Below are 18,850 nucleotides of genomic sequence, written 5' to 3' on the forward strand. Positions count from 1 at the left end.
GAATGACACTGCCGGTCGAGTTCCACGACATCGCGAAGCGCGTCAACAACTGGGGGCGCTGGGGGGCCGACGACGAGATCGGCACCCTGAACCTCATCACCGACGACGTCGTCCGCGCGGCCGCCGCCGAGGTCCGCACCGGCCGCCGCGTCCCGCTCGCGCTGCCCCTGCGGGAGGACGGCGTGCAGACCGGGCTGATCCCGGGGCGGGTCAACCCCCTGCACGCCATGGTGCAGATCAACCAGGAGATCTTCGGTCCGGGCACGGTGGCGTGCAGCGACGACGCCGTGACCATGGGCCTCCAGGCCGGCACCCACTGGGACGCGCTGACCCATGTCTCGCACTCGGGGAAGCTCTACAACGGCCGGCCGGCCGGCACCATCACCCCGCACGGCGGCGCCGAGTTCAGCGGCATCGACAAGGCGCGGCACATCGTCTCGCGCGGGGTGCTTCTGGACGTGGCACGCGCGCGTGGCGTCGACCGGCTGGACGGCGGTCACGCGGTCACCCCGGAGGACCTGACGGCGGCCGAGGAACTGACCGGCACCCGCGTACGGGCCGGCGACATCGTGCTCGTACGGACCGGGCAGGTGCAGGTCTATCTGGCCGGTGACAAGCAGGGGTACGGCTATCCGTCACCGGGCCTTTCGGTCCGTACGCCGGAGTGGTTCCACGCGCGCGACGTGGCGGCGGTCGCCAACGACACCCTCACGTTCGAGATCTTCCCGCCCGAGATCGACAACCTGTGGCTGCCGGTGCACGCGCTCGACCTGGTGGAGATGGGGATGCTCCAGGGCCAGAACTGGAATCTCGAAGAGTTGTCCACAGCCTGTGGACAAACGGGCCGCTATGCGTTCCTGCTGTCGGCGATGCCCGAGCCGTTCGTCGGCGGGACGGGAACTCCGGTGGCCCCCGTGGCGGTGCTCTAGATACTGGAATACGAACAGGTGTTCCCCTCACGTCGGCTGGCGGCGCGCGGCTGCCCGCCCCGAGCACGGCACCGCGCACCGCCATCCGACTCCGGCGCACCCTCCCCCACTCCCGGCTTCGCCCGAGCGGGAGGGGCCCCCACCGACTCCCCTCGGCCCTGAGGGAACCGGCGCCGAATCACGACCCACACTCGACGAGAGCCTCCGTCACCGAAGCCCTCGCCGTCCCCTCACGGCGAATCGCTGACCACAAGCGTGATCAAACGGACACGTCGCGTCAACACCTGAACGGAGATTTATTACTTAAGTCCCCTTTGTGGTGGGCGCGCACGGAAGCACAGCCGGGCGCATCGATGCCGACCCCGACCGTTCGCGACAGCGCTTTCTGCGCCCGTGCACCGCGAGTCGCGGGGCGCTCCACACCCGTGCGCCCTCGCCGACCGCCCGCGTCGCCGGTCTGCCACCGGCCCCGCTGCCGGCCCTGCTGCCGGTCGCATCGCCGGGCGCCCGCCGCCCGGCCGCGTCGCCGGTCGCGTCGCCGGGCGCCCGCCGCCCGGTCGCCGCTCAGACGACCTCGTACGCGAGGCCTCCGTAAGCCGGCTCGGGCTCCGCCGGGACCGCGCCCCGGCATTCCTCCACACCCCGGCGCTCTTCCGTGCCCCCATGGTCCGCCTCGGCCTCACCGGGCACCGCACAGCGGTCCAGTTCGCACCAGATGCGCTTGCCCGCACCCTCGACGCTCCAGCCCCAGCGATCCGCGAGGCCGTCGACCAGGGCCAGACCACGGCCGCCGGTCGCCTCGTCGCCGGCGCACCGGGGCACGGGCGCCCGGTCGCTGGTGTCGGCCACCTCAAGGCGGACGGTGGACGGCTCGGCCGTCCCGCCCGGCAGGGAGAGCCGCAGCACGGCCGGACAACCGGTGTGCACCACGGCGTTGGTGACCAGTTCGGAGACGAGCAGGATCAGCGTCTCGGCGAGCGGCTCCTCGTCCCCTATCCCGGACCCGGCGAGGCGCGAACGGGCCCACCTGCGGGCGCGCCCCACCTCAGCGGGGTCGGGCCGGATCTCCAGCTGCACTTGAAGCACCTGCACCGCTCACACCATCCGAACCGGCGGACACATGGCCGTGCGCCACGCAAGCCACGCGAGCCGCGTGTGCACCATGACGACGGGGGCCACGATCGTAGCCATTTTCTGCATGGCCAGAACAACAGCCAGAGGCAGGGTGACGGAACGTGAATCCCTTACGAGACAGCTTGGTTGACATACAGTCACCTCAACAAGCGCTTCGGGCATATTCCAGCGCGAAGGAGTACCCGTGCGGCATACTGTGCGACGCTCGTTGCGGGGAGTCGAACAGGCGGGCTCCAAAAGCCCGTCCGCCCTGCGAGCGGCGGCGCGCACCGCCCCAGGGGCACCGCCGGCATGGCTCATGCTCGGAACCACTCGCATCCCACAGAAGGTACCGGAGGAGCCCGCCGACTCCGGGCCGTGACGGGTCACGCATCGGACACAACCCGGTATCAACGCTCCGTGATTCCGGTATGCCACAATCCGCGACACCCCTGCGGCCGTCCGCTCGTCACCCCCGCCGTCACCGCAGGCAGGCGCCCCTAACGGCCCCCTCCGGACAGCAGGTCGGCCGCGAGCAGTTCCTCACTCTCCGTACCGCCACCTGCACGCCGGGTGCGCAGCCAGGCCCGCTTGAGCAGCAGATGTACGTCCGCCTCCCAGGTGAAGCCCATGCCGCCGTGCACCTGGAGGCAGTCGCGCGCGCCGCCTACGGCGGCCTCGTCGGCGAGCAGCCGGGCGGCCGCGATGTCCACCGGGTCGGCGGTGACGGCGGCCGCGTAGACCGCCGCGCGGGCCACCTCGACCCGCACCAGCAGTTCCGCGCACAGATGCTTGACCGCCTGGAAGGCGCCGATCGGCTGCCCGAACTGCTCGCGCGCCCGGGCGTGTTGCACAGCGAGCTCGCACGCGCGCGTGGCCGTGCCGAGCTGCTCGGCCGCGGTGAGGAGCACGGCGACGGGGTCCGCCGCCGCCGAGGCGCCCGGAACGCGGTGCAGCGGCGTCAGCGGGTCCACCGACCGCAGCGGCACGGCCCCGCCGACCTCCCCGCACACGACGTCCGCCTCCGTCAGCCACTCCACCAGCCCGCCGGCGTCCACGGCCGCCACGACCGTCTCCCCCTCGGCCGCGCCGGGCACGCGGCCCGCCGCGAGGTGGGTGGCCACGAGCGGCCCCGGCAGCAGGGCCCGGCCGGCCTCCTCGAACGCCAACACGGTCTCGGGCAGCCCGAGTCCGACCCCGCCGTCCGCCTCGGGCAGCCGCAGCGCGAAGAACCCGGCCGCCCCCAGCTCCCGCCACAGCGCCCGGTCCAGCCGCCCCGGCCGGTCCACGGCGGCCCGCAGCGCCGCCCGGTCGAAGCGGCGCGCCAGCAGCCCACGCACCCCGTCCCGCAGCGCCCGCTGGTCCTCCGTCAGTCGAAATCGCATGGCGGAGAGTTCACCGTCCCTTCGGCAGGCCCAGGATCCGTTCGGCCACGATGTTCCGCTGAATCTGCGAGGTACCGGCCGCGATGGTGTACGAGAGGGAGGAGAGCCGGTCGTGGACCCACGGGCGGTCGGTGTCCAGGGACTCGTCGCCCAGAACGTCGGCGGCGGTGTCGTACAGCTCCTGGCGGGCCTGCGAGTACCTCAGTTTGAAAACCGAACCCCCGACGCCCGGCAGGCCGCCCTTGGCCTCCGCCTCGCTCACGTTCCACTGCGTCAGCCGCCAGAGCGCCCGGAACTCGGCGTTGAGGGCGCCCAGCCGCCGCCGCAGGACGGGATCGTCCCAGCGGCCGTTCCTCCGTGCCTCCACGGCGAGTTCGCCCAGCACGCGGCGGCAGGCGACGACCTCGCCCACGAAGGCGGTGCCGCGCTCGAACGACAGCGTCACCATCGTCACCCGCCAGCCGTCGTTCTCCTCCCCCACCCGATGGGTGACCGGCACCCGCACCTCGTCGAGGAACACCTCGGCGAACTCGGCGGATCCGGCGAGGGTGCGCAGCGGCCGTACGGTGATGCCGGGGGCGTCCATGGGCATGGCCAGCCAGGTGATGCCCTGGTGCTTGGGCGCCGCCGGATCCGTGCGGACCAGCAGTTCGCACCAGTCGGCGACCTCCGCGTGCGAGGTCCAGATCTTGGACCCGCTCACCACGTAGTCGTCGCCGTCGCGCCACGCGCGCGTGCGCAGCGCCGCGAGGTCCGACCCGGCGTCGGGCTCGCTGAAGCCCTGGCACCACACCTCCTCCCCGCGCAGGATGGGCGGCAGCCAGCGTGCCCGCTGTTCGGCCGTCCCCTCGGCGGCGATCGTCGGCCCGGCGTGCAGCAGCCCGACGAAGCCGGCCCCCACGTAGGGCGCGCCCGCCTTCTCCGTCTCCTCCAGGAAGATCAGGCGGACACCGGGCGAGGCCTGCCAGTGCACGTCGGCGTACCCGGCGTCGTACAGCGTCCGCTGCCAGCCGAGGTCGTAGGCGCGGCGGCCGGGCCAGTCGTCCGGGGACGGCTTCGGCGGGAGCGTGGGCAGCACCTTGCCAAGCCACTCGCGCAGCCGGGCCCGGAACTCCGCGTCCTCGGGACTGTCCGCGAGGTCCATGGTCCTGATCCCCCTGCCCTGATCCCGTCCCGGCTACTTGTCGAGGTCCAGGTCCAGCATGCGGATCGCGTTGCCGCGCATGAGCTTGTAGACCGTCTCCTCGTCGAGGCCCTTGACGTGGTCGAGGGCGACCTCCTTGGTGTGCGGGAAGGTCGAGTCGACGTGCGGGTAGTCGGTCTCGAAGGTCGCGTTGTCGCGCCCCACCACGTCCAGGGACGCGACCCCGTGCTTGTCGCGGAAGAAGCAGCAGAACATCTGCCGGTAGTAGTACGTGGACGGCGGCTCCGGGACGATGTCCCTGACCCCGCCCCACGCGCGGTGCTCCTCCCAGACGTCGTCGGCACGCTCCAGGGCGTACGGGATCCAGCCCATCTGACCCTCGGAGTAGGCGAGTTTGAGGCGGGGGAACTTCACCAGCACCCCGCTGAAGAGGTAGTCCATCATCGACGCCATCGCATTGTTGAACGAAAGGGACGCCTGGACGGCCGGCGGTGCGTCCGGCGAGGCGGCCGGCATCTGCGAGGAGGAACCGATGTGCATGTTGACGACCGTGCCGGTCTCCTCGCACACCGCGAAGAACGGGTCCCAGTAGCCCGAGTGGATCGACGGCAGCCCGAGGTGGCTGGGGATCTCGGAGAAGGTCACCGCGCGCACCCCGCGGGCCGCGTTGCGCCGGATCTCGGCGACCGCCAGGTCGATGTCCCACAGGGGGATCAGACAGAGCGGGATGAGCCGCCCGCCGCTGTCCCCGCACCACTCCTCGACCATCCAGTCGTTGTAGGCGCGCACACAGGCCAGCGCGACCTCCTTGTCGTGCGCCTCGGCGAAGGTCTGTCCGCAGAAGCGGGGGAAGGAGGGGAAGCAGAGGGAGGCCTCGACATGGTTGAGGTCCATGTCCGCCAGCCGGGCCTTCGGGTCCCAGCAGCCGCGCCGCATCTCCTCCCGGGTGATGCCCTCCAGCGTCATCTCGTCCCGGTCGAAGCCGACGGCGGCGATGTTGCGCTTGTACGGGAACTTCAGGTCCTCGTAGATCCACCAGTCGGTGGGCTGGCCGTCCGGGTCCATCGTGATCTGGTACTTCCCGGCGACGTAGGCGAGCTCGCCGATCCCGGCGGTGAGGGGCTGCGGCCCCCGGTCCCGGTACTTCTGCGGCAGCCAGGTCGCGAAGAGGTGCGCGGGCTCGATCACATGGTCGTCGACGCTGACGATGCGCGGCAGTTCGGTGCTCATGGCTTCCCCTCCGCCTGGCGGAACGCCAGTTGTCCGATGGACGTGTCCCGGCCGTCCGAGCTATCTGATGGCCCGTCAGATTGTTTCTCCCCAGCAGGCTAGCCCCCACCCCCTGGACCGACAAGGCGACCGGCCCTACGCTCTGCCCAAAATCTGACAGCCCGTCAGTTTCGTCAGGGGGCCGACGTGAACGACACCGCCACCGCCCACGAGCTGAGCGCGTCCCGCACCCTCTGGGACCTGCTCGCCCGCCGCGCCGACCTCACCCCCGGCCGCCGGGTCCTCCTCCAGGACAACCGGGCCCTGACCTTCGGCAAGCTGCGCGAGAGCGCCGAGCGGGTCGCGGCCGGGCTGCACGACATGGGCGTACGCCCCGGCACGGTCGTCGCCTGGCAGCTGCCCACCCGCCTCGAGACGGCCGTCCTGTCCTTCGCGCTGGCCCGCCTGGGGGCCGTGCAGTCGCCCGTCATCCCCTTCTACCGCGACCGCGAGGTCGGCTTCGCGCTGCGCGAGTCGAAGGCGGAGTTCTTCGCGGTGCCGGGCGTCTGGCGCGGCTTCGACCACGCCGAGATGGCACGGCGGCTAGGCGCGAAGGGCGTCTTCGAGGCGTACGACGAGCTGCCGGACGGGGACCCGGCCGTGCTTCCGCCGCCGCCCGCCGACGGCACCTCCGTGCGCTGGATCTACTGGACCTCGGGCACCACCTCCGACCCCAAGGGCGTGCTGCACACCGACCGTTCGCTGATCGCGGGCGGCTCCTGCCTCGCCCACGCGCTGCGCCTCACCGCGGACGACGTCGGCTCGATGGCGTTCCCGTACGCCCACATCGCCGGCCCCGACTACACCGTCATGCTGCTGCTCTACGGCTTCCCCGCGGTGATGTTCGAGCACTTCGCGCTGCCGGACGCGCTGGACGGGTACCGGCGGCACGGGGTGACGGTCGCGGGCGGGTCCACGGCGTTCTACTCGATGTTCCTCGCCGAGCAGCGCAAGCGGCCGGACGCGCCCCTGATCCCCTCGCTGCGGCTGCTCGCGGGCGGCGGAGCGCCCAAGCCGCCCGAGGTGTACCACGCCGTCGTGCGCGAGATGGGGGTGCAGCTGACGCACGGGTACGGGATGACCGAGGTGCCGATGATCACCATGGGGGCGCCGGACGACACCGCGGAGAACCTCGCGACGACAGAGGGCCGGCCACCGGAGGGCATGCGGATACGCGTGGTGGACGGCGAGGTGCGGCTGCGCGGCGAGGCCGTGTGCCAGGGGTATCTGGATCCCGCCCAGACGGCCGAGGCGTTCGACGCGGCGGGGTTCCTGCGCACCGGCGACCTGGGGCATGTGACCGGCAGCGGGCATCTGGTCCTCACCGGGCGGCTGAAGGACGTCATCATCCGCAAGGGGGAGAACGTGTCGGCCAAGGAGATCGAGGACCTGCTCGCCGCCCACCCGGCCGTCGGGGACGTGGCGGTGATCGGCCTGCCCGACGCGGAGCGTGGGGAGCTGGTGTGCGCGGTGGTGGAACGGGCGCCGGGGGCCGGGGAACCGTTGACGCTCGCGGCGATGACCTCGTATCTGCGCGCGGGCGGCCTGTCGGTCCACAAGCTGCCGGAGCGGCTGGAGGTGGTGGACGCGCTGCCGCGCAACGAGACGCTGCGGAAGGTGCTGAAGTACAAGCTGCGCGAACGCTTCTCCCGGTGAGCACTGCCCGGCTGAGCACTGCCCGGCTGAGTGCTGCTCGGGTGGGTGCTGCTCGGGTGGGTGCCGCTCGGGTGGGTGCCGCTCGACTGCGTGCTGGTCCTGGTCGGCCGCGTGCTGGTCGGCCGAGGGCTACTCGGCGACGGTGAAGTAGCGGGCGAAGGCGGGGACGATCTCCGCCTCGCCGACCTTGCCGTCCGCGTCGGCGTCGAGGACGGCGGCGGCTCCCCTGGCGACCTCTTCGGGCGCTCCGAGCGCCCTGAGCACCCGGACGGTGTCCGCGACCGTGGCCCGGCCGTCGCCGTCGCTGTCGGCGATGTCCAGGGCCGCGTGCAGGAAGGGGCGGGCGATCTCGGCGAACCGCTCCGGGTTGTCGCGCAGGCGCTTGACCGCGCCGTTCACGAACTCGTCCCGGGTGATGCGCTGGTCGCCGTCCCGGTCGGCGATGCCGGCCATGCCCTGCCAGAACGCCTCGGCGCCCGCGTACAGCGCCTGCCCCTTGTCGGACCGGGCCGCGGTGCCGAACTCGGCCAGCAGCGCCTTGGCCGCCGCGCCGAAGTCCGCCCGGTCGATGTAGCCGTTGCCGTCCTGGTCGAAGGTGGCGAACCGGGCGGCGATCCTGCGTTCGTACTCGCTGCTGACCATGTCTTCTCGGGCCGCCTTACGTGATCGCGTGGGGATGCTGCCGGTAGTGGTTCCGGCAGGGAGCGTACGACGCCGGCGACTCCCGGGCGGCGGGAAAGCGACGCCTGTGCCAAGACCGGGGAAATTCTGGGACGAGGGTGTAGCGGAGCGGGCCCCCGTCGGACCCGCGCGGACCTATGCGGAGAGCGGTTCCGTCCCGTCGTCCACGGCGGCCGCGAGGTCCCCGTAGACGTCGAAGAGGCGGCGGACGCCCAGCGCGCCCAGCACCCGGTTGACGTGGGAGTCCTCCGCCGCGCCCCGCGCGGGAAGTATCAGACGCAGCCGTCCCCGGCAGGAGCGGATGAGACGGCGCGAGGCGATGAGGACGCCGACGCCGCTGGAGTCGCAGAAATACACCTCGGAGAGGTCCAGGACGAGACTGTGGCGGCCCTCGGCCACCTCGTCGTGCACCTTCTGACGCAGCACAGGCGACGTCACCAGGTCCAGCTCGCCCGACACATGGAGCACGGCCCATCCGCCCTGCTCCCAGCCGGTCACTTTGAAGGCCACCACCACGCCCTTCGCTCGCTGTGGCTCGCGGAAAAACGGAAGCTGTCCCTTCGCTTCCTTGCAGCGCGGCTGCCCAGCGGCCGTGCCCCGAAACACCGAAGGAAAAACAGAAACAGAGAGAAAGAGGCTTGTTCCAGTCACATCCCGTCCGGTTCGATCCTTCTCTGTCGGGTAGGCGCCGCCCATACCACCCTCTCGCGGACAGGGGGCGCACATTGAAACAAAGGGGCGTGCGTTGTCGGACGTGCCGACTACATTCGAGGTGACGGTGGACGCACGCTGGACACACGCACAGGCAGAGGTACGCGCACGGGTGAGGGGGCCGCATGGCGAAGAAGGACGCACCGCCCCGCTGGGACCGCAAGATGCAGCAACGACTCGCGCGCGGTGAGGCGGCCGCCCTCGGAGAGCTCTATGACCGATTCGCTTCGCTCGTGCACGGTCTCGCCCATCGCGTGCTCGGAGACGAACGGGCGGCCGACGGCATCACCCGCGAGGTCTTCGCACATGTCTGGGAACACCCCGACGCCTACGACCCGAAGCAGGGCCCGCTGCGCACCTGGGTCGCCGCGTTGACCCATCGCCTGGCCGTGCAGCGCCTGCGCGCCACCGAGACCGCCGCGCTGGCCGAGGCCGGTCCCGGCTCCGCCGAGGCGACCGAGGAGCTGGAACGCAGGGTGCGGCACGCCTCCGTCGCCGCCCGCGCCGACTACATCGTCCAGGCCATGCCCGCCCCGCTGCGCGCCGCCCTGGAACTGGCCTACTTCCAGCGGCGCGACTACCGCCAGACCGCGGCCGACCTCGGCGTCACCGAGGACGAGGCCCGCCGCCGGCTCCGCCTCGGCCTCCAGCTCCTGTCCACCGCCCACGACTCCGCGGCCCCCGGGGCACCGCCCGGATACGGAGGTGCGGCGTGAGTGGCGAGAAGGTGTTCCCGCCGCCCGAAGACGGCGGAGACGAAGAGGACATGAAGAAGGACCACGAGCAGGACCCGGCGAGGGATCGGGAAAGGGATCCGGAGAGGGATCCGAAGGAGGGCAGGACCACGGCGTCCAGCGACGACGGCAACGGACCGAGCGTCCCCGGCGGCTCCGGTGACGCCGGTTCCGGTGACGGCGGTTCCGGTGACGCCGGCTCCGGTGACGCCGGCTCCGGTGACGCCGGCTCCGGTGACGCCGGCTCCGGTGGCGGGAACGGCACGCCTCCGGCCCGCGAATCCGGCCGCCCGCCGCGCATCCCGCTCCCCCGCGCCTCCGTGGAGGACAGCGGGCTGCCGCTGCCGCCGGCGGAGCCGGCCGGCCCGGGACCGCTCACGCTCGAGCACCCGGTGCTCAAGTCCCTGCTGGGCGCCTGGGCACTGGCGGCCTGCTCGGCCGCGGAGACGGCGGCCGTCGAGGAGCACCTCGGCGACTGCGGAGCCTGCGCGGACGAGGCACGGCGGCTGCGCGAGGCGGTGGGCCTGCTCCAGCGCCCGGAGAGCCTCGACCTCGACCCGGGCCTGCGCACCCGCGTCCTCGACGGCTGCCTGGACCGGCGTCCGCCCCGCATCCCGGTGCCCGTCTGGGCGGCGTCGTACGACGCCGAGACCGCGCGGCTCGACGCCCTGCTCCAGGACTTCGGGGACGCCGAGTGGCACGCGCCGGTGCGGCTGCGCTGGTTCCGCGGCGAGGGGGCCACGAGCCGCCGGACCACCGTCGCCGGAGTCATCGCCCACCTGCTCGCCGTGGACGGGCTGGTGGCCGTCGCCCTGGGGCTGGACGACCCACTGACCCCGCTCGCCACCGGCGACCGGCCGGGCGGGACCGACGAGACGAACGAGGCGGACAGGACCGACGGGCGGGACGGGTCGCGCGGACCGGTGGACACGCCGGCTCGGCGCACCGAGTCGTTCTGGGCGGCCTCGCACTTCCCGCCCACCCGTTCCGTGCGCGGCCCCTGGCGCGAACAGACCCACGCCCTCGTGCGGACGGTGTCCTTCACCGGCGGGGGCCCCGGCGCCATGCCGGTGTCGTACGGCGGCTTCGAACTGCCCCTGCGCGACGCGATGCTGGACCGGGCCTTCGAGTGCTGGGTGCACGCCGAGGACATCGCGGAAGCGGTCGACTACCCCTACGCGCCGCCCGCCCCACGCCACCTGCACGGCATGATCGACCTGGCCGCGCGGATGCTGCCCGAGACCCTCGCGGCCCGCCGCCGCGCGGGGCTCGCCACTCCCTCGCACAGCCGCCACCTGGTGACCGCGGGCCGCCCCGGCCGCAGCCTGCGGCTGGAGATCGAGGGCTCGGGCGGTGGCCAGTGGCTGATCCCGCTGGACTCACCGGGCGCGGTGGGCTCCGCCGACCACGAGGTGGCCCATGTCGCCCTGGACGACGTGGAGTTCTGCCGCCTGGCCGCCGGCCATGTCTCCCCCGAGGAGGCGGCGGCGGGCCAGCTGGGCGACCGTGAGGCGATCAGGGACGTACTGTTCGCGGCGGCGTCGCTGAGCCGGATGTAGCCGGATACAACCGGACATGGCCGAGGCGGCCTGAGGCAGGGGCAGGAGCGGGAGCAGGAGCGTCGGCGGGACCGCGCGACGGCTACGGGAAAACGACCGTACGTCGCCCGTTGAGCAGGATCCGCCGCTCCGCGTGCCACTTCACGGCCCGCGCCAGCGCCTGGCACTCCACGTCCCGCCCGACGGCGACGAGCTGGTCCGGCGTGACGCCGTGCCCCACGCGCTCGACCTCCTGCTCGATGATCGGCCCCTCGTCGAGGTCGGCCGTCACATAGTGCGCCGTCGCCCCGATCAGCTTCACGCCCCGCGCGTGCGCCTGGTGGTACGGCTTGGCGCCCTTGAAGCTCGGCAGGAAGGAGTGGTGGATGTTGATGATCCGGCCACTGAGCTGCTTGCACAGGTCGTCGGAGAGGACCTGCATGTAGCGGGCGAGGACGACCAGCTCGACGTCCTGCTCCCGCACCAGCTCGAGCAGCTGTGCCTCGGCCTGCGCCTTGTTCTCCCTCGTCACCGGGATGTGGCGGAAGGGGATGTTGTACGAGCCCACCAGCTCGGCGAAGTCGGTGTGGTTGGACACCACGGCCGCGATCTCCACCGGCAGCGCGCCGATGCTGGCGCGGAACAGCAGGTCGTTCAGGCAGTGCCCGAACTTGCTGACCATGAGGACGACGCGCATCTTCTCGTCGGCCCGGTTGATCTGCCAGTCCATGTGGAAGGAGTCGCCGATCGCCGCGAAGCTCGCCCGGAGCTTGTCCACGGTCACCGGAGGCTCGGCCGAGAAGTGGACGCGCAGGAAGAACAGACCCGTGTCGTGGTCGCCGAACTGCTGACTGTCCTCGATGTTGCAGCCGGTCATGAAGAGATAGCTCGACACGGCGTGCACGATGCCCTGCTTGTCGGGGCAGGAAAGGGTGAGGACGTACTGGTCGGCGGCGGTCGCCGCGGCTCGGGTGGGCTGCGCGTTCATGCCCGACAGGGTCGCACACCGGCCACCGCCGTGGGCAATCGTCCCGCAGGACGGAACACGGCGTCCGCCCGCTCCTCCGGCCCCGCTCGCGGCTTACGCGGCCCGCGTCATGATGCGCAGCACCTCGAGGGTGCGCGGCGGCGCGTCGGCGTCGTCGCCGTCGCTCGCCGCCATCCGCACGTGCGCGTCCCGCGCCGCCCGTACCGCCTCCGGCCACGCCTCGTGATCGACGTACGCGGAGACCGGGGCGTCCGGCCCGACCTGGTGCATGATCCGCAGCACCCGCAGCACGGCGGTGTCCACGAGGGCCGCCTCCTGCGAGTCGCGGAAGATCGTGCCGACGTACTTCTCGGCGGACCAGTTGTCGAGCCAGGTGTCCTCGACGAGGCGGTACACGGCGTCGGTGACGTCCCCGTACCCCTCGACGCCGGCCAGCCAGACGTTCTGCTGGAACACCGGGTCGGAGAGCATGTGCAGCGCGGAGCGCACATTGCTGCGCCAGCGCCACCACGGCATGTCGTTGAGTGGCATGCCGCCCATGGTGGAGGAGCGACGGCCGCGACGGGAAGAGTTCTCCGAACCTTGCACGGTCATAGATCGTACGTTTCCCCCTGCCACGTACCTCGGGTGCCCCTGTAATTCACCTTGCCGTCACCACCCGTTGACCGTGGGTCACTCCCAGGTTAGGGATGTGACGGAATCGTGCGTGTCCATGACCGGCAAGCGACGCACATCAACGCGAAGCACCTTCCTCCCCAGGTCCTTCCGCTTCACCAGGTCCGTCAGAGCGACCGCCCTCTCGGCGGGTGCCCTGGCCGCCTGTGTGTCACTCGCCGTCGGCTGCGGGGTCGTCCCCGGTATCACGGGGGGTTCCGGGGACGACCCGATCGTCGTCATGACATGGGCGCCCGAGGGGACGTCCGCCACCAACAAGCCGGGCATGCCCGCCTTCGCCCTCGCCTACGCCCGCTGGGTCAATGCGAACGGCGGCCTGAACGGCCGCAAGCTCAAGGTCCTGACCTGCAACGACCACAACGACACGGTGTCCGCCGCGGCGTGCGCCCGGCGCGCCGTCAAGGAGCACGCGGTCGCCGTGGTCGGCTCCTACAGTCAGCACTCCGACGCCTTCTTCCCGCACCTGGAAGGCGCCGGCATCCCCTACATAGGCGGCTACGGCGTCACGAACGCCGAGTTCACCAGCCCGCTGTCCTACCCCGTCAACGGCGGCCAGCCCTCGCTGCTGGCCGGTCTCGGCAAGGAGCTCGGCGCGACCTGCGGTCCCGTCTCGCTCGTCCGCCCCGACACCATCGCCGGCGACACGCTGCCGCCGATGCTCAACGCCGGACTGACCGCCGGCGGGCACGCCAAGGCCAAGGACCAGCGGGCGCCGGAGGACGCCACCGAGTACTCGACGCAGGCCGAGGCCGCCGTGGAGAACGTGACCGGCGACTCGGCCGGGGACGGGAAGGGGTGCGTGGTGACCGCGCTCGGGGACCGCACCGCCACCTTCATGGACTCCTTCCGGCGCACCCGCGAGGACTACCCCGACGTCCGCACCGGCACCGTTCTCGGCAGCGTCGACCAGACGGTGATCAACGCCGCCGGCGCCGCCTCCGGACCTTTCGAGGGGGCTTACGTCACGGGCTGGTACCCGGTGACGAGCGACCCCGCCTGGGCGCCGATGAAGAAGGTGATCAGCGAGGAGGCGTTCTCCGACACCCGGATCGACCCCACCGACACCGGCGTGCAGACCACCTGGATCGCCTACACCGTGTTCCGGCAGGCCGTGGAGTCGCTGGACGGCGGCGAGGTGACCGCCGACTCCGTACGGGGCGCCCTGGACGACGGGCTGAAGGTCACCACGGGCGGACTCACGCCGACGCTCCGCTGGGAGTTCACCGACCAGCTCGCCTCGATCGGCTTCCCCCGCCTGGTCAACGCCGACGTCACCCTCCAGGCCGTGCAGAAGGGCCGGCTGGTGGCCGCGAAGAAGGGCTTCGTGGATGTGACGAAGACCCTGGAGAAGGCCGACGTCGACTGACCCGCCCGACCCGGACACCCGGCTGACCGACCGACCCCGCCCGACCGACCCGGCCCGCCCGCCCCCGCGACGGCGCCGGCCGGCCCGCGTCTACAACTGGGTGGGCTGGCGCTCCGTCAGGCCGTAGGTCCGCGCGATCTTGTTCCACAACTTCGCGGCCTGCGTCTTCTGGGCGCTGGCGGTGCCGCTCGCGCGGTTGCCGGCCTGGGTCTCGGAGGTGGTGCGGGCCGAGCCCTTCTTGCAGCTCTTGTTCTTGCTGCCGGCAACCTGGTCGGCCCAGGTCGCGTAGTGGTTGTCGGCGGACGCGGACGCCTGCCACGCCTTGGTGAGGGCGGTGGTCAGCGCGGTGTGGTCCGGCAGCTGGTCGACCTTCAGCGCGGACAGCCTGGTGACCAGTTCGGAGCGCTGCTTCGCCGCGTCCCGCAGGTCCGTGGCGGCCTGGGCGAGATTGCCGCACGCCTTCACGTCGGCCACCGCGCTGATCACACTGGCCCGGCTGCTGCCGCTGTCCGCGAGCAGCTTGTCCAGTTCGACGGCCTGCTGCTCGGCCGCGCCGGTGGACGCCGACGCGGACCCCTCGGTCGCGGGGGCCGACGCGGCGACGGTCTTGTTGTCGTCGCCCTGGCCACCGCCCCCGCCCGCGAGCATCGCGCCCGCGCCGACGCCGACGACCGCGAGAGCCACGCCGACCGCCGCGAACAACGGCAGCCGCGAGCCGGTACGGCCGCCCCGGCCGCCGCCGTCGTCACGCGCCCCGCGCCGCCCGCCCGCCGCCGGTTCACCGGGCGGGGTGTAGGCGGGCTGCGGGGAACGGGCGGCGGGCCCGGCGCCGTAGCCCGGTGCGCCAGCGTGCCCGCCGGGACCGCCATGGCCGCCGTGGCCGCGTCCGGGGGTGTCCGGCTCGGAGAAGCGCGGGAGCTGCTGCGTGGACCCAGCCGGACTGTCGCTGCCCGGCCCGCTGCGGAAGAGGTTCTCGAACTCGGCGGGCGGCTGCCGGTCGCCGCCGGCCTGCGCGGCGACGGGCGGGATGTACTGCGTGGGCTCGGAGTCGGAGTACGCGCCGGGCTGCGTTCCGGGGGCCGGCATCGGACCCGGGGCGTTCAGCGGGGCACGGCCCAGGAACTGGGTCGACTCGGCCGGAACCTCGGGCGGCAGGGCGCCCGGTGCGACCGGCGGTATGTACTGCGTCGCGCCCTCGTCGACGGGGGCGGCGGGGACGGGCGGCAGGTACTGGGTGGCGCCCTCGTCGGCGGCGCCGGGCGCGGCGAACTGCGGCGGGTACTGGCCACGGCCGTCGGCGGCCGGGTCGGCCGGGACCGGCGGTATGTACTGCGTCGCGGCGTCGTCGAGCGGAGCGGGGGCGGCCGGGGGCAGGGGTGCGCCCGGCGCCGGTGCGCTCTCCGGTGGGAGCGGGCCCGCGCCCGCCGGGGTGCCGCCGTTCCACGGGGCCGACTGGCCGCTGTTCCACTGCTCCTGCGGCTGGTGCGGGTACTGCTGCTGGTGCTGCTGGTGTCCCTGGTCCGTCCGGCCCGGCCCGTCCGTCTGGTCCGCCGGGAGCGGCCAGCCCGGGGCGGGCTGCTGCGGGGCGGGCGGCTGCTGTCCGGACGTCTGCTGGCCGGGACCCCAGGGATCCCCCCAGGTCTGTCCGCCGGCCGGGGCCTGCTGCCCGTACCCGGGCTGCCCCTGGGGCGCGTGCTGCCCGTGCTGCCCGTAGTCCGGTTGCCCGTACTGCTGCTGCCCGTACTCGTCCTGGCCGTACTGCTGCTGCCCGTACTGCTGATCGCCGTACTGGCCGGACTGGTGGCCCGACGGCTGCCCCGACGGCTGCCCCGACGGCGGTCCCTGGCGGGGCGCCGGCCGCGGTGGGTTCGTCATCATTCCCGGCAGCAGGGGTTCCCCACCGTCGGAGGGCAGCACGATGCCTTCGCGCGCGGGTTGCGCCGAGGGCTCCTCGCCCTGTCCACTCTGCGTCACCGGGACTCCTACGAATGGGGGACCTTCGGAATCGTCGGCTCACGCTACCGGGTCCCCGGAACCCCGTGCCACGCAGCTCAGAACGTGATCTCCCTCCCACGGGTCCGACAGTGACATCGGTGACAGATCCGGAGCGCCGTGCGCTGTATACGTCCCTTCTTCCGCGCAACCGCGCCGTTTCCCGCGTGTTCACGCGGCGGCGCCCCGTCCGTTCACGCCGCGGCCTTCAGCTCCAGCCGCGCCCCGAACTCCCTCACCACCGACTCGTCCCGGAACGGTTCCAGTCGCTGCTGGAGATCCTCCAGGTACTCCGCGCCCCGGTTGGAGCGGAGCGTCTCGAGGAGCTCGACCGCCTTCAGCCCCGTGTGACAGGCCTGTTCGATCTCGCGCTGCTGCACCTGCGCGGTGGCCAGCAGGACGTAGCCGATCGCACGCCGGCGCGCACGGCTCTCCGGGTGCCCGGCCAGGGACTGTTCGGCGCAGCGCTCCGCTGCCTCGGCCTGGCCCAGGTCACGGTGGCAGTGCGCCAACTCGTCGGCCAGATAGGCCTCGTCGAAGTGCGCGATCCACGCAGGGTCGTCCCCGGCGGACGGATCGGCCGCCTCCAGCGCCGACACCGCCCGCCCGGACGCCGCCTGCGCCCCGCGCGCGTCCCCGAGCAGCGCGTGGCCGCGCGCCTCGGCCGCGAGGAACATCGCCTCCGCGCGCGGCGTCACCCGCCCCCGCGCACCTTCCTGCGCCGCGCGCGCCAACTGCGCGATCTCCCGCGGGTTTCCGAGCTGCGCGGCGAGGTGGCTCATGGACGCGGCGAGGACGTATCCGCCGTACCCCCTGTCGCCCGCCGCCTGCGCGAGCCGCAGGGCCTGGATGTAGTAACGCTGGGCGAGGCCGGGTTGACCGGTGTCGACGGCCATGTAGCCGGCGAGTTCCGTCAACCGGGCCACGGCCGCGAAGAGTTCCCGGCCCACCGCCTCCCGGTAGGAGCCGGCCAGCAGGCCCGAGACGACGCTGTTGAGGTAGTGCACGACGACCGGGCGCACATGCCCGCTGCCGTACTGGTGGTCCAGGTCGACCAGCGCCTGGGTCATCGCCGTGACGGCCGCGACGTCGGAGAGGCCCACCCGGGGCCCGGCGGCCCGCGCCACCTGCGCGTCGGGTGAGGAGATCAGCCAGTCGCGGCTCGGCTCGACCAACGCGGAGGCGGCCACGGACGAACCGGAGAGGAAGTCGCGTCGGCCCACGTCACTGCGCCACAGTTCGCAGACCTGCTCGATGGCCCCCAGTACCGTCGGCGAGAACTGGAGACCCACGCCCGAGGCGAGGTTCTTGCCGTTGGCCATGCCGATCTCGTCGATCGTGACCGTACGGCCGAGCTTGCGGCCCAGCGCCTCCGCGATGATCGCCGGAGCACGGCCGCGCGGCTGCTGTCCACGCAGCCAACGGGCCACGGACGTCTTGTCGTAGCGCAGGTCGAGACCGTGCTCGGCGCCGCACATGTTGACGCGGCGGGCGAGCCCGGCGTTCGAGCACCCCGCCTCCTGGATGAGCGCCTGCAACCGTTCGTTCGGTTGCCTCGCGACTAGCGGCCTTGCGGCCATGGGCCCTACCCCCTGTGGCTGCGGTGACCGGGACGGCAGGTGCCCGCCCACACACCGAGTTGACGTGTCTTCCACCGAAAAGTTCCGGCCGAGAAGATCAATGCCCCACAGCCGCAGCGAAAATGCGAGGCATGTGAGGATTGCCAAGACTTGCCGAGGAATACAGAGAATTGCCGGGTTACCGACGGAAGCCCTCCCCTCTACCTGGTTACCCGCTCCCGCGCCCGTTCCTCCCGCGCGCCCCCGCCCGTGCACCCATGCGCCCCGGACGCGGAATCGATGCTCCTCCCCCGCGCAATGTGGCGGGCGTAACCCCTGGTGACGGCTAGAGTTGTGTTCATCGTGGAAGAGACCATCGCGGGCGCCAAAGCCACTCAAATCCCGAAGCAGCGCGGGGAATCGCTGCTCGAGACCGCTGTTCGTTACGCCGAGGAACGTCATTGGGACGTGTTCCCCGGCACCTGGCTGGAACCCGTCGACGGAGTGCAGCGCTGCTCCTGCGGCGACGGCGCGTGTGCGGCGCCGGGCGCGCACCCCGCGCGCCCCGACTGGGCGACCCAGGCCACCGGCAGCGCGACGGTCGCGCGGCGGATGTGGCAGAAGCAGCCGACCGCCTCGATCCTGCTGCCGACCGGGCGTACGTTCGACGCGATCTCCGTTCCGGAGACTGCCGGGTTTCTCGCGCTGGCGCGGATGGAGCGGATGGAGTTGACGCTCGGTCCCGTCACGTTGACGCCGGACCGGCGGATGCAGTTCTTCGTGCTGCCCGGTGCGTCGGCGAAGGTGCCGGACCTGGTGCGCAAGCTGGGCTGGTCGCTGGGCGCGCTCGATCTCCTGACGCTCGGCGAGGGCATGTACGTCGCCGCGCCACCCACGCGGTTCGGGTCCCGGGGTGCCGTGCAGTGGGCGTGCCGACCCACCGCCGCGAACCGGTGGCTGCCTGACGCGGAGGAGTTGATCTCGCCGCTCGCCTACGCCTGCGGACGGGATCGCTAGCGGCGCCTTCTGATCTGCGTGGTCGGTCTTCGACGGCGGGTGGGTTCGTCGTGGTTGTTCGCGCAGTTCCCCGCGCCCCTGCGTGGGGCGTTC

General features: G+C 72.3%; 16 protein-coding genes. 6 read left to right on the forward strand and 10 right to left on the reverse strand.

Annotation, left to right across the window (positions count from 1 at the left end):
* The first annotated feature begins 2 nt into the window (after positions 1 to 2).
* Positions 3 to 929 (forward strand): cyclase family protein, encoded by a 927-nt coding sequence (locus G9272_RS20350; protein ID WP_171397918.1) that lies wholly within the window; start codon positions 3 to 5, stop codon positions 927 to 929.
* Positions 930 to 1,493: 564 nt separating this feature from the next.
* Here G9272_RS20350 and G9272_RS20355 read toward each other — a convergent pair.
* The 4 genes from G9272_RS20355 to G9272_RS20370 all read right to left on the reverse strand — a co-directional run bounded on the left by G9272_RS20355 (position 1,494) and on the right by G9272_RS20370 (position 5,801).
* Positions 1,494 to 2,006 carry an ATP-binding protein gene (locus G9272_RS20355; protein WP_171402084.1) on the reverse strand — a complete coding sequence of 171 codons (513 nt, stop codon included), beginning with the start codon at positions 2,004 to 2,006 and terminating at the stop codon, positions 1,494 to 1,496.
* A 536-nt stretch (positions 2,007 to 2,542) separates the two neighbouring features.
* Positions 2,543 to 3,427: an acyl-CoA dehydrogenase family protein gene (locus tag G9272_RS20360; RefSeq protein ID WP_171397919.1), complete on the reverse strand. Its 885-nt coding sequence runs from the start codon at positions 3,425 to 3,427 to the stop codon at positions 2,543 to 2,545.
* Between the two features lie 10 nt (positions 3,428 to 3,437).
* A complete protein-coding gene (locus G9272_RS20365; RefSeq protein WP_171397920.1) occupies positions 3,438 to 4,571 on the reverse strand; it encodes an acyl-CoA dehydrogenase in 1,134 nt (377 codons plus the stop codon).
* A 33-nt stretch (positions 4,572 to 4,604) separates the two neighbouring features.
* On the reverse strand, positions 4,605 to 5,801 hold the full coding sequence (locus G9272_RS20370; protein WP_171397921.1) for an amidohydrolase family protein: 1,197 nt from the start codon (positions 5,799 to 5,801) through the stop codon (positions 4,605 to 4,607).
* 186 nt (positions 5,802 to 5,987) lie between these two features.
* Here G9272_RS20370 and G9272_RS20375 point away from each other — a divergent pair, with 186 nt between their 5' ends.
* Positions 5,988 to 7,496: a class I adenylate-forming enzyme family protein gene (locus G9272_RS20375; protein ID WP_171397922.1), complete on the forward strand. Its 1,509-nt coding sequence runs from the start codon at positions 5,988 to 5,990 to the stop codon at positions 7,494 to 7,496.
* Positions 7,497 to 7,625: 129 nt separating this feature from the next.
* Here the strand turns inward: G9272_RS20375 and G9272_RS20380 are convergent, their stop codons facing one another.
* A complete protein-coding gene (locus G9272_RS20380; RefSeq protein ID WP_171397923.1) occupies positions 7,626 to 8,138 on the reverse strand; it encodes an EF-hand domain-containing protein in 513 nt (170 codons plus the stop codon).
* Positions 8,139 to 8,312: 174 nt separating this feature from the next.
* Positions 8,313 to 8,693 carry an STAS domain-containing protein gene (locus G9272_RS20385; RefSeq protein ID WP_171397924.1) on the reverse strand — a complete coding sequence of 127 codons (381 nt, stop codon included), beginning with the start codon at positions 8,691 to 8,693 and terminating at the stop codon, positions 8,313 to 8,315.
* A gap of 320 nt (positions 8,694 to 9,013) precedes the next feature.
* Between G9272_RS20385 and G9272_RS20390 the strand changes: the two genes are divergently transcribed.
* On the forward strand, positions 9,014 to 9,604 hold the full coding sequence (locus G9272_RS20390) for a sigma-70 family RNA polymerase sigma factor (RefSeq protein ID WP_171397925.1): 591 nt from the start codon (positions 9,014 to 9,016) through the stop codon (positions 9,602 to 9,604).
* A 50-nt stretch (positions 9,605 to 9,654) separates the two neighbouring features.
* Positions 9,655 to 11,181 (forward strand): zf-HC2 domain-containing protein, encoded by a 1,527-nt coding sequence (locus G9272_RS20395; protein ID WP_171402085.1) that lies wholly within the window; start codon positions 9,655 to 9,657, stop codon positions 11,179 to 11,181.
* Positions 11,182 to 11,263: 82 nt separating this feature from the next.
* Here the strand turns inward: G9272_RS20395 and purU are convergent, their stop codons facing one another.
* Both purU and G9272_RS20405 read right to left on the reverse strand, forming a co-directional pair.
* Positions 11,264 to 12,148 carry a formyltetrahydrofolate deformylase gene (purU, locus tag G9272_RS20400; RefSeq protein WP_171397926.1) on the reverse strand — a complete coding sequence of 295 codons (885 nt, stop codon included), beginning with the start codon at positions 12,146 to 12,148 and terminating at the stop codon, positions 11,264 to 11,266.
* Positions 12,149 to 12,241: 93 nt separating this feature from the next.
* Positions 12,242 to 12,742, reverse strand: a complete 501-nt coding sequence (locus tag G9272_RS20405) for an SCO4402 family protein (RefSeq protein WP_171397927.1) — start codon at positions 12,740 to 12,742, stop codon at positions 12,242 to 12,244.
* Between the two features lie 118 nt (positions 12,743 to 12,860).
* Here G9272_RS20405 and G9272_RS20410 point away from each other — a divergent pair, with 118 nt between their 5' ends.
* Positions 12,861 to 14,189 (forward strand): ABC transporter substrate-binding protein, encoded by a 1,329-nt coding sequence (locus tag G9272_RS20410; RefSeq protein ID WP_171397928.1) that lies wholly within the window; start codon positions 12,861 to 12,863, stop codon positions 14,187 to 14,189.
* Between the two features lie 90 nt (positions 14,190 to 14,279).
* Here the strand turns inward: G9272_RS20410 and G9272_RS20415 are convergent, their stop codons facing one another.
* Both G9272_RS20415 and G9272_RS20420 read right to left on the reverse strand, forming a co-directional pair.
* Entirely contained in the window at positions 14,280 to 16,163 is a 1,884-nt protein-coding gene (locus G9272_RS20415; protein WP_171397929.1) for a hypothetical protein, read from the reverse strand.
* 212 nt (positions 16,164 to 16,375) lie between these two features.
* Entirely contained in the window at positions 16,376 to 17,761 is a 1,386-nt protein-coding gene (locus tag G9272_RS20420) for a transcriptional regulator (protein ID WP_171397930.1), read from the reverse strand.
* Positions 17,762 to 18,094: 333 nt separating this feature from the next.
* On the opposite strand from G9272_RS20420, the gene G9272_RS20425 reads away from it, so the two are divergent.
* Positions 18,095 to 18,757, forward strand: a complete 663-nt coding sequence (locus G9272_RS20425; protein WP_171397931.1) for a bifunctional DNA primase/polymerase — start codon at positions 18,095 to 18,097, stop codon at positions 18,755 to 18,757.
* Positions 18,758 to 18,850 lie beyond the last annotated feature (93 nt).

The sequence above is a fragment of the Streptomyces asoensis genome (assembly GCF_013085465.1).
In the GTDB taxonomy this organism is placed as follows: Bacteria; Actinomycetota; Actinomycetes; order Streptomycetales; family Streptomycetaceae; genus Streptomyces; species Streptomyces cacaoi_A.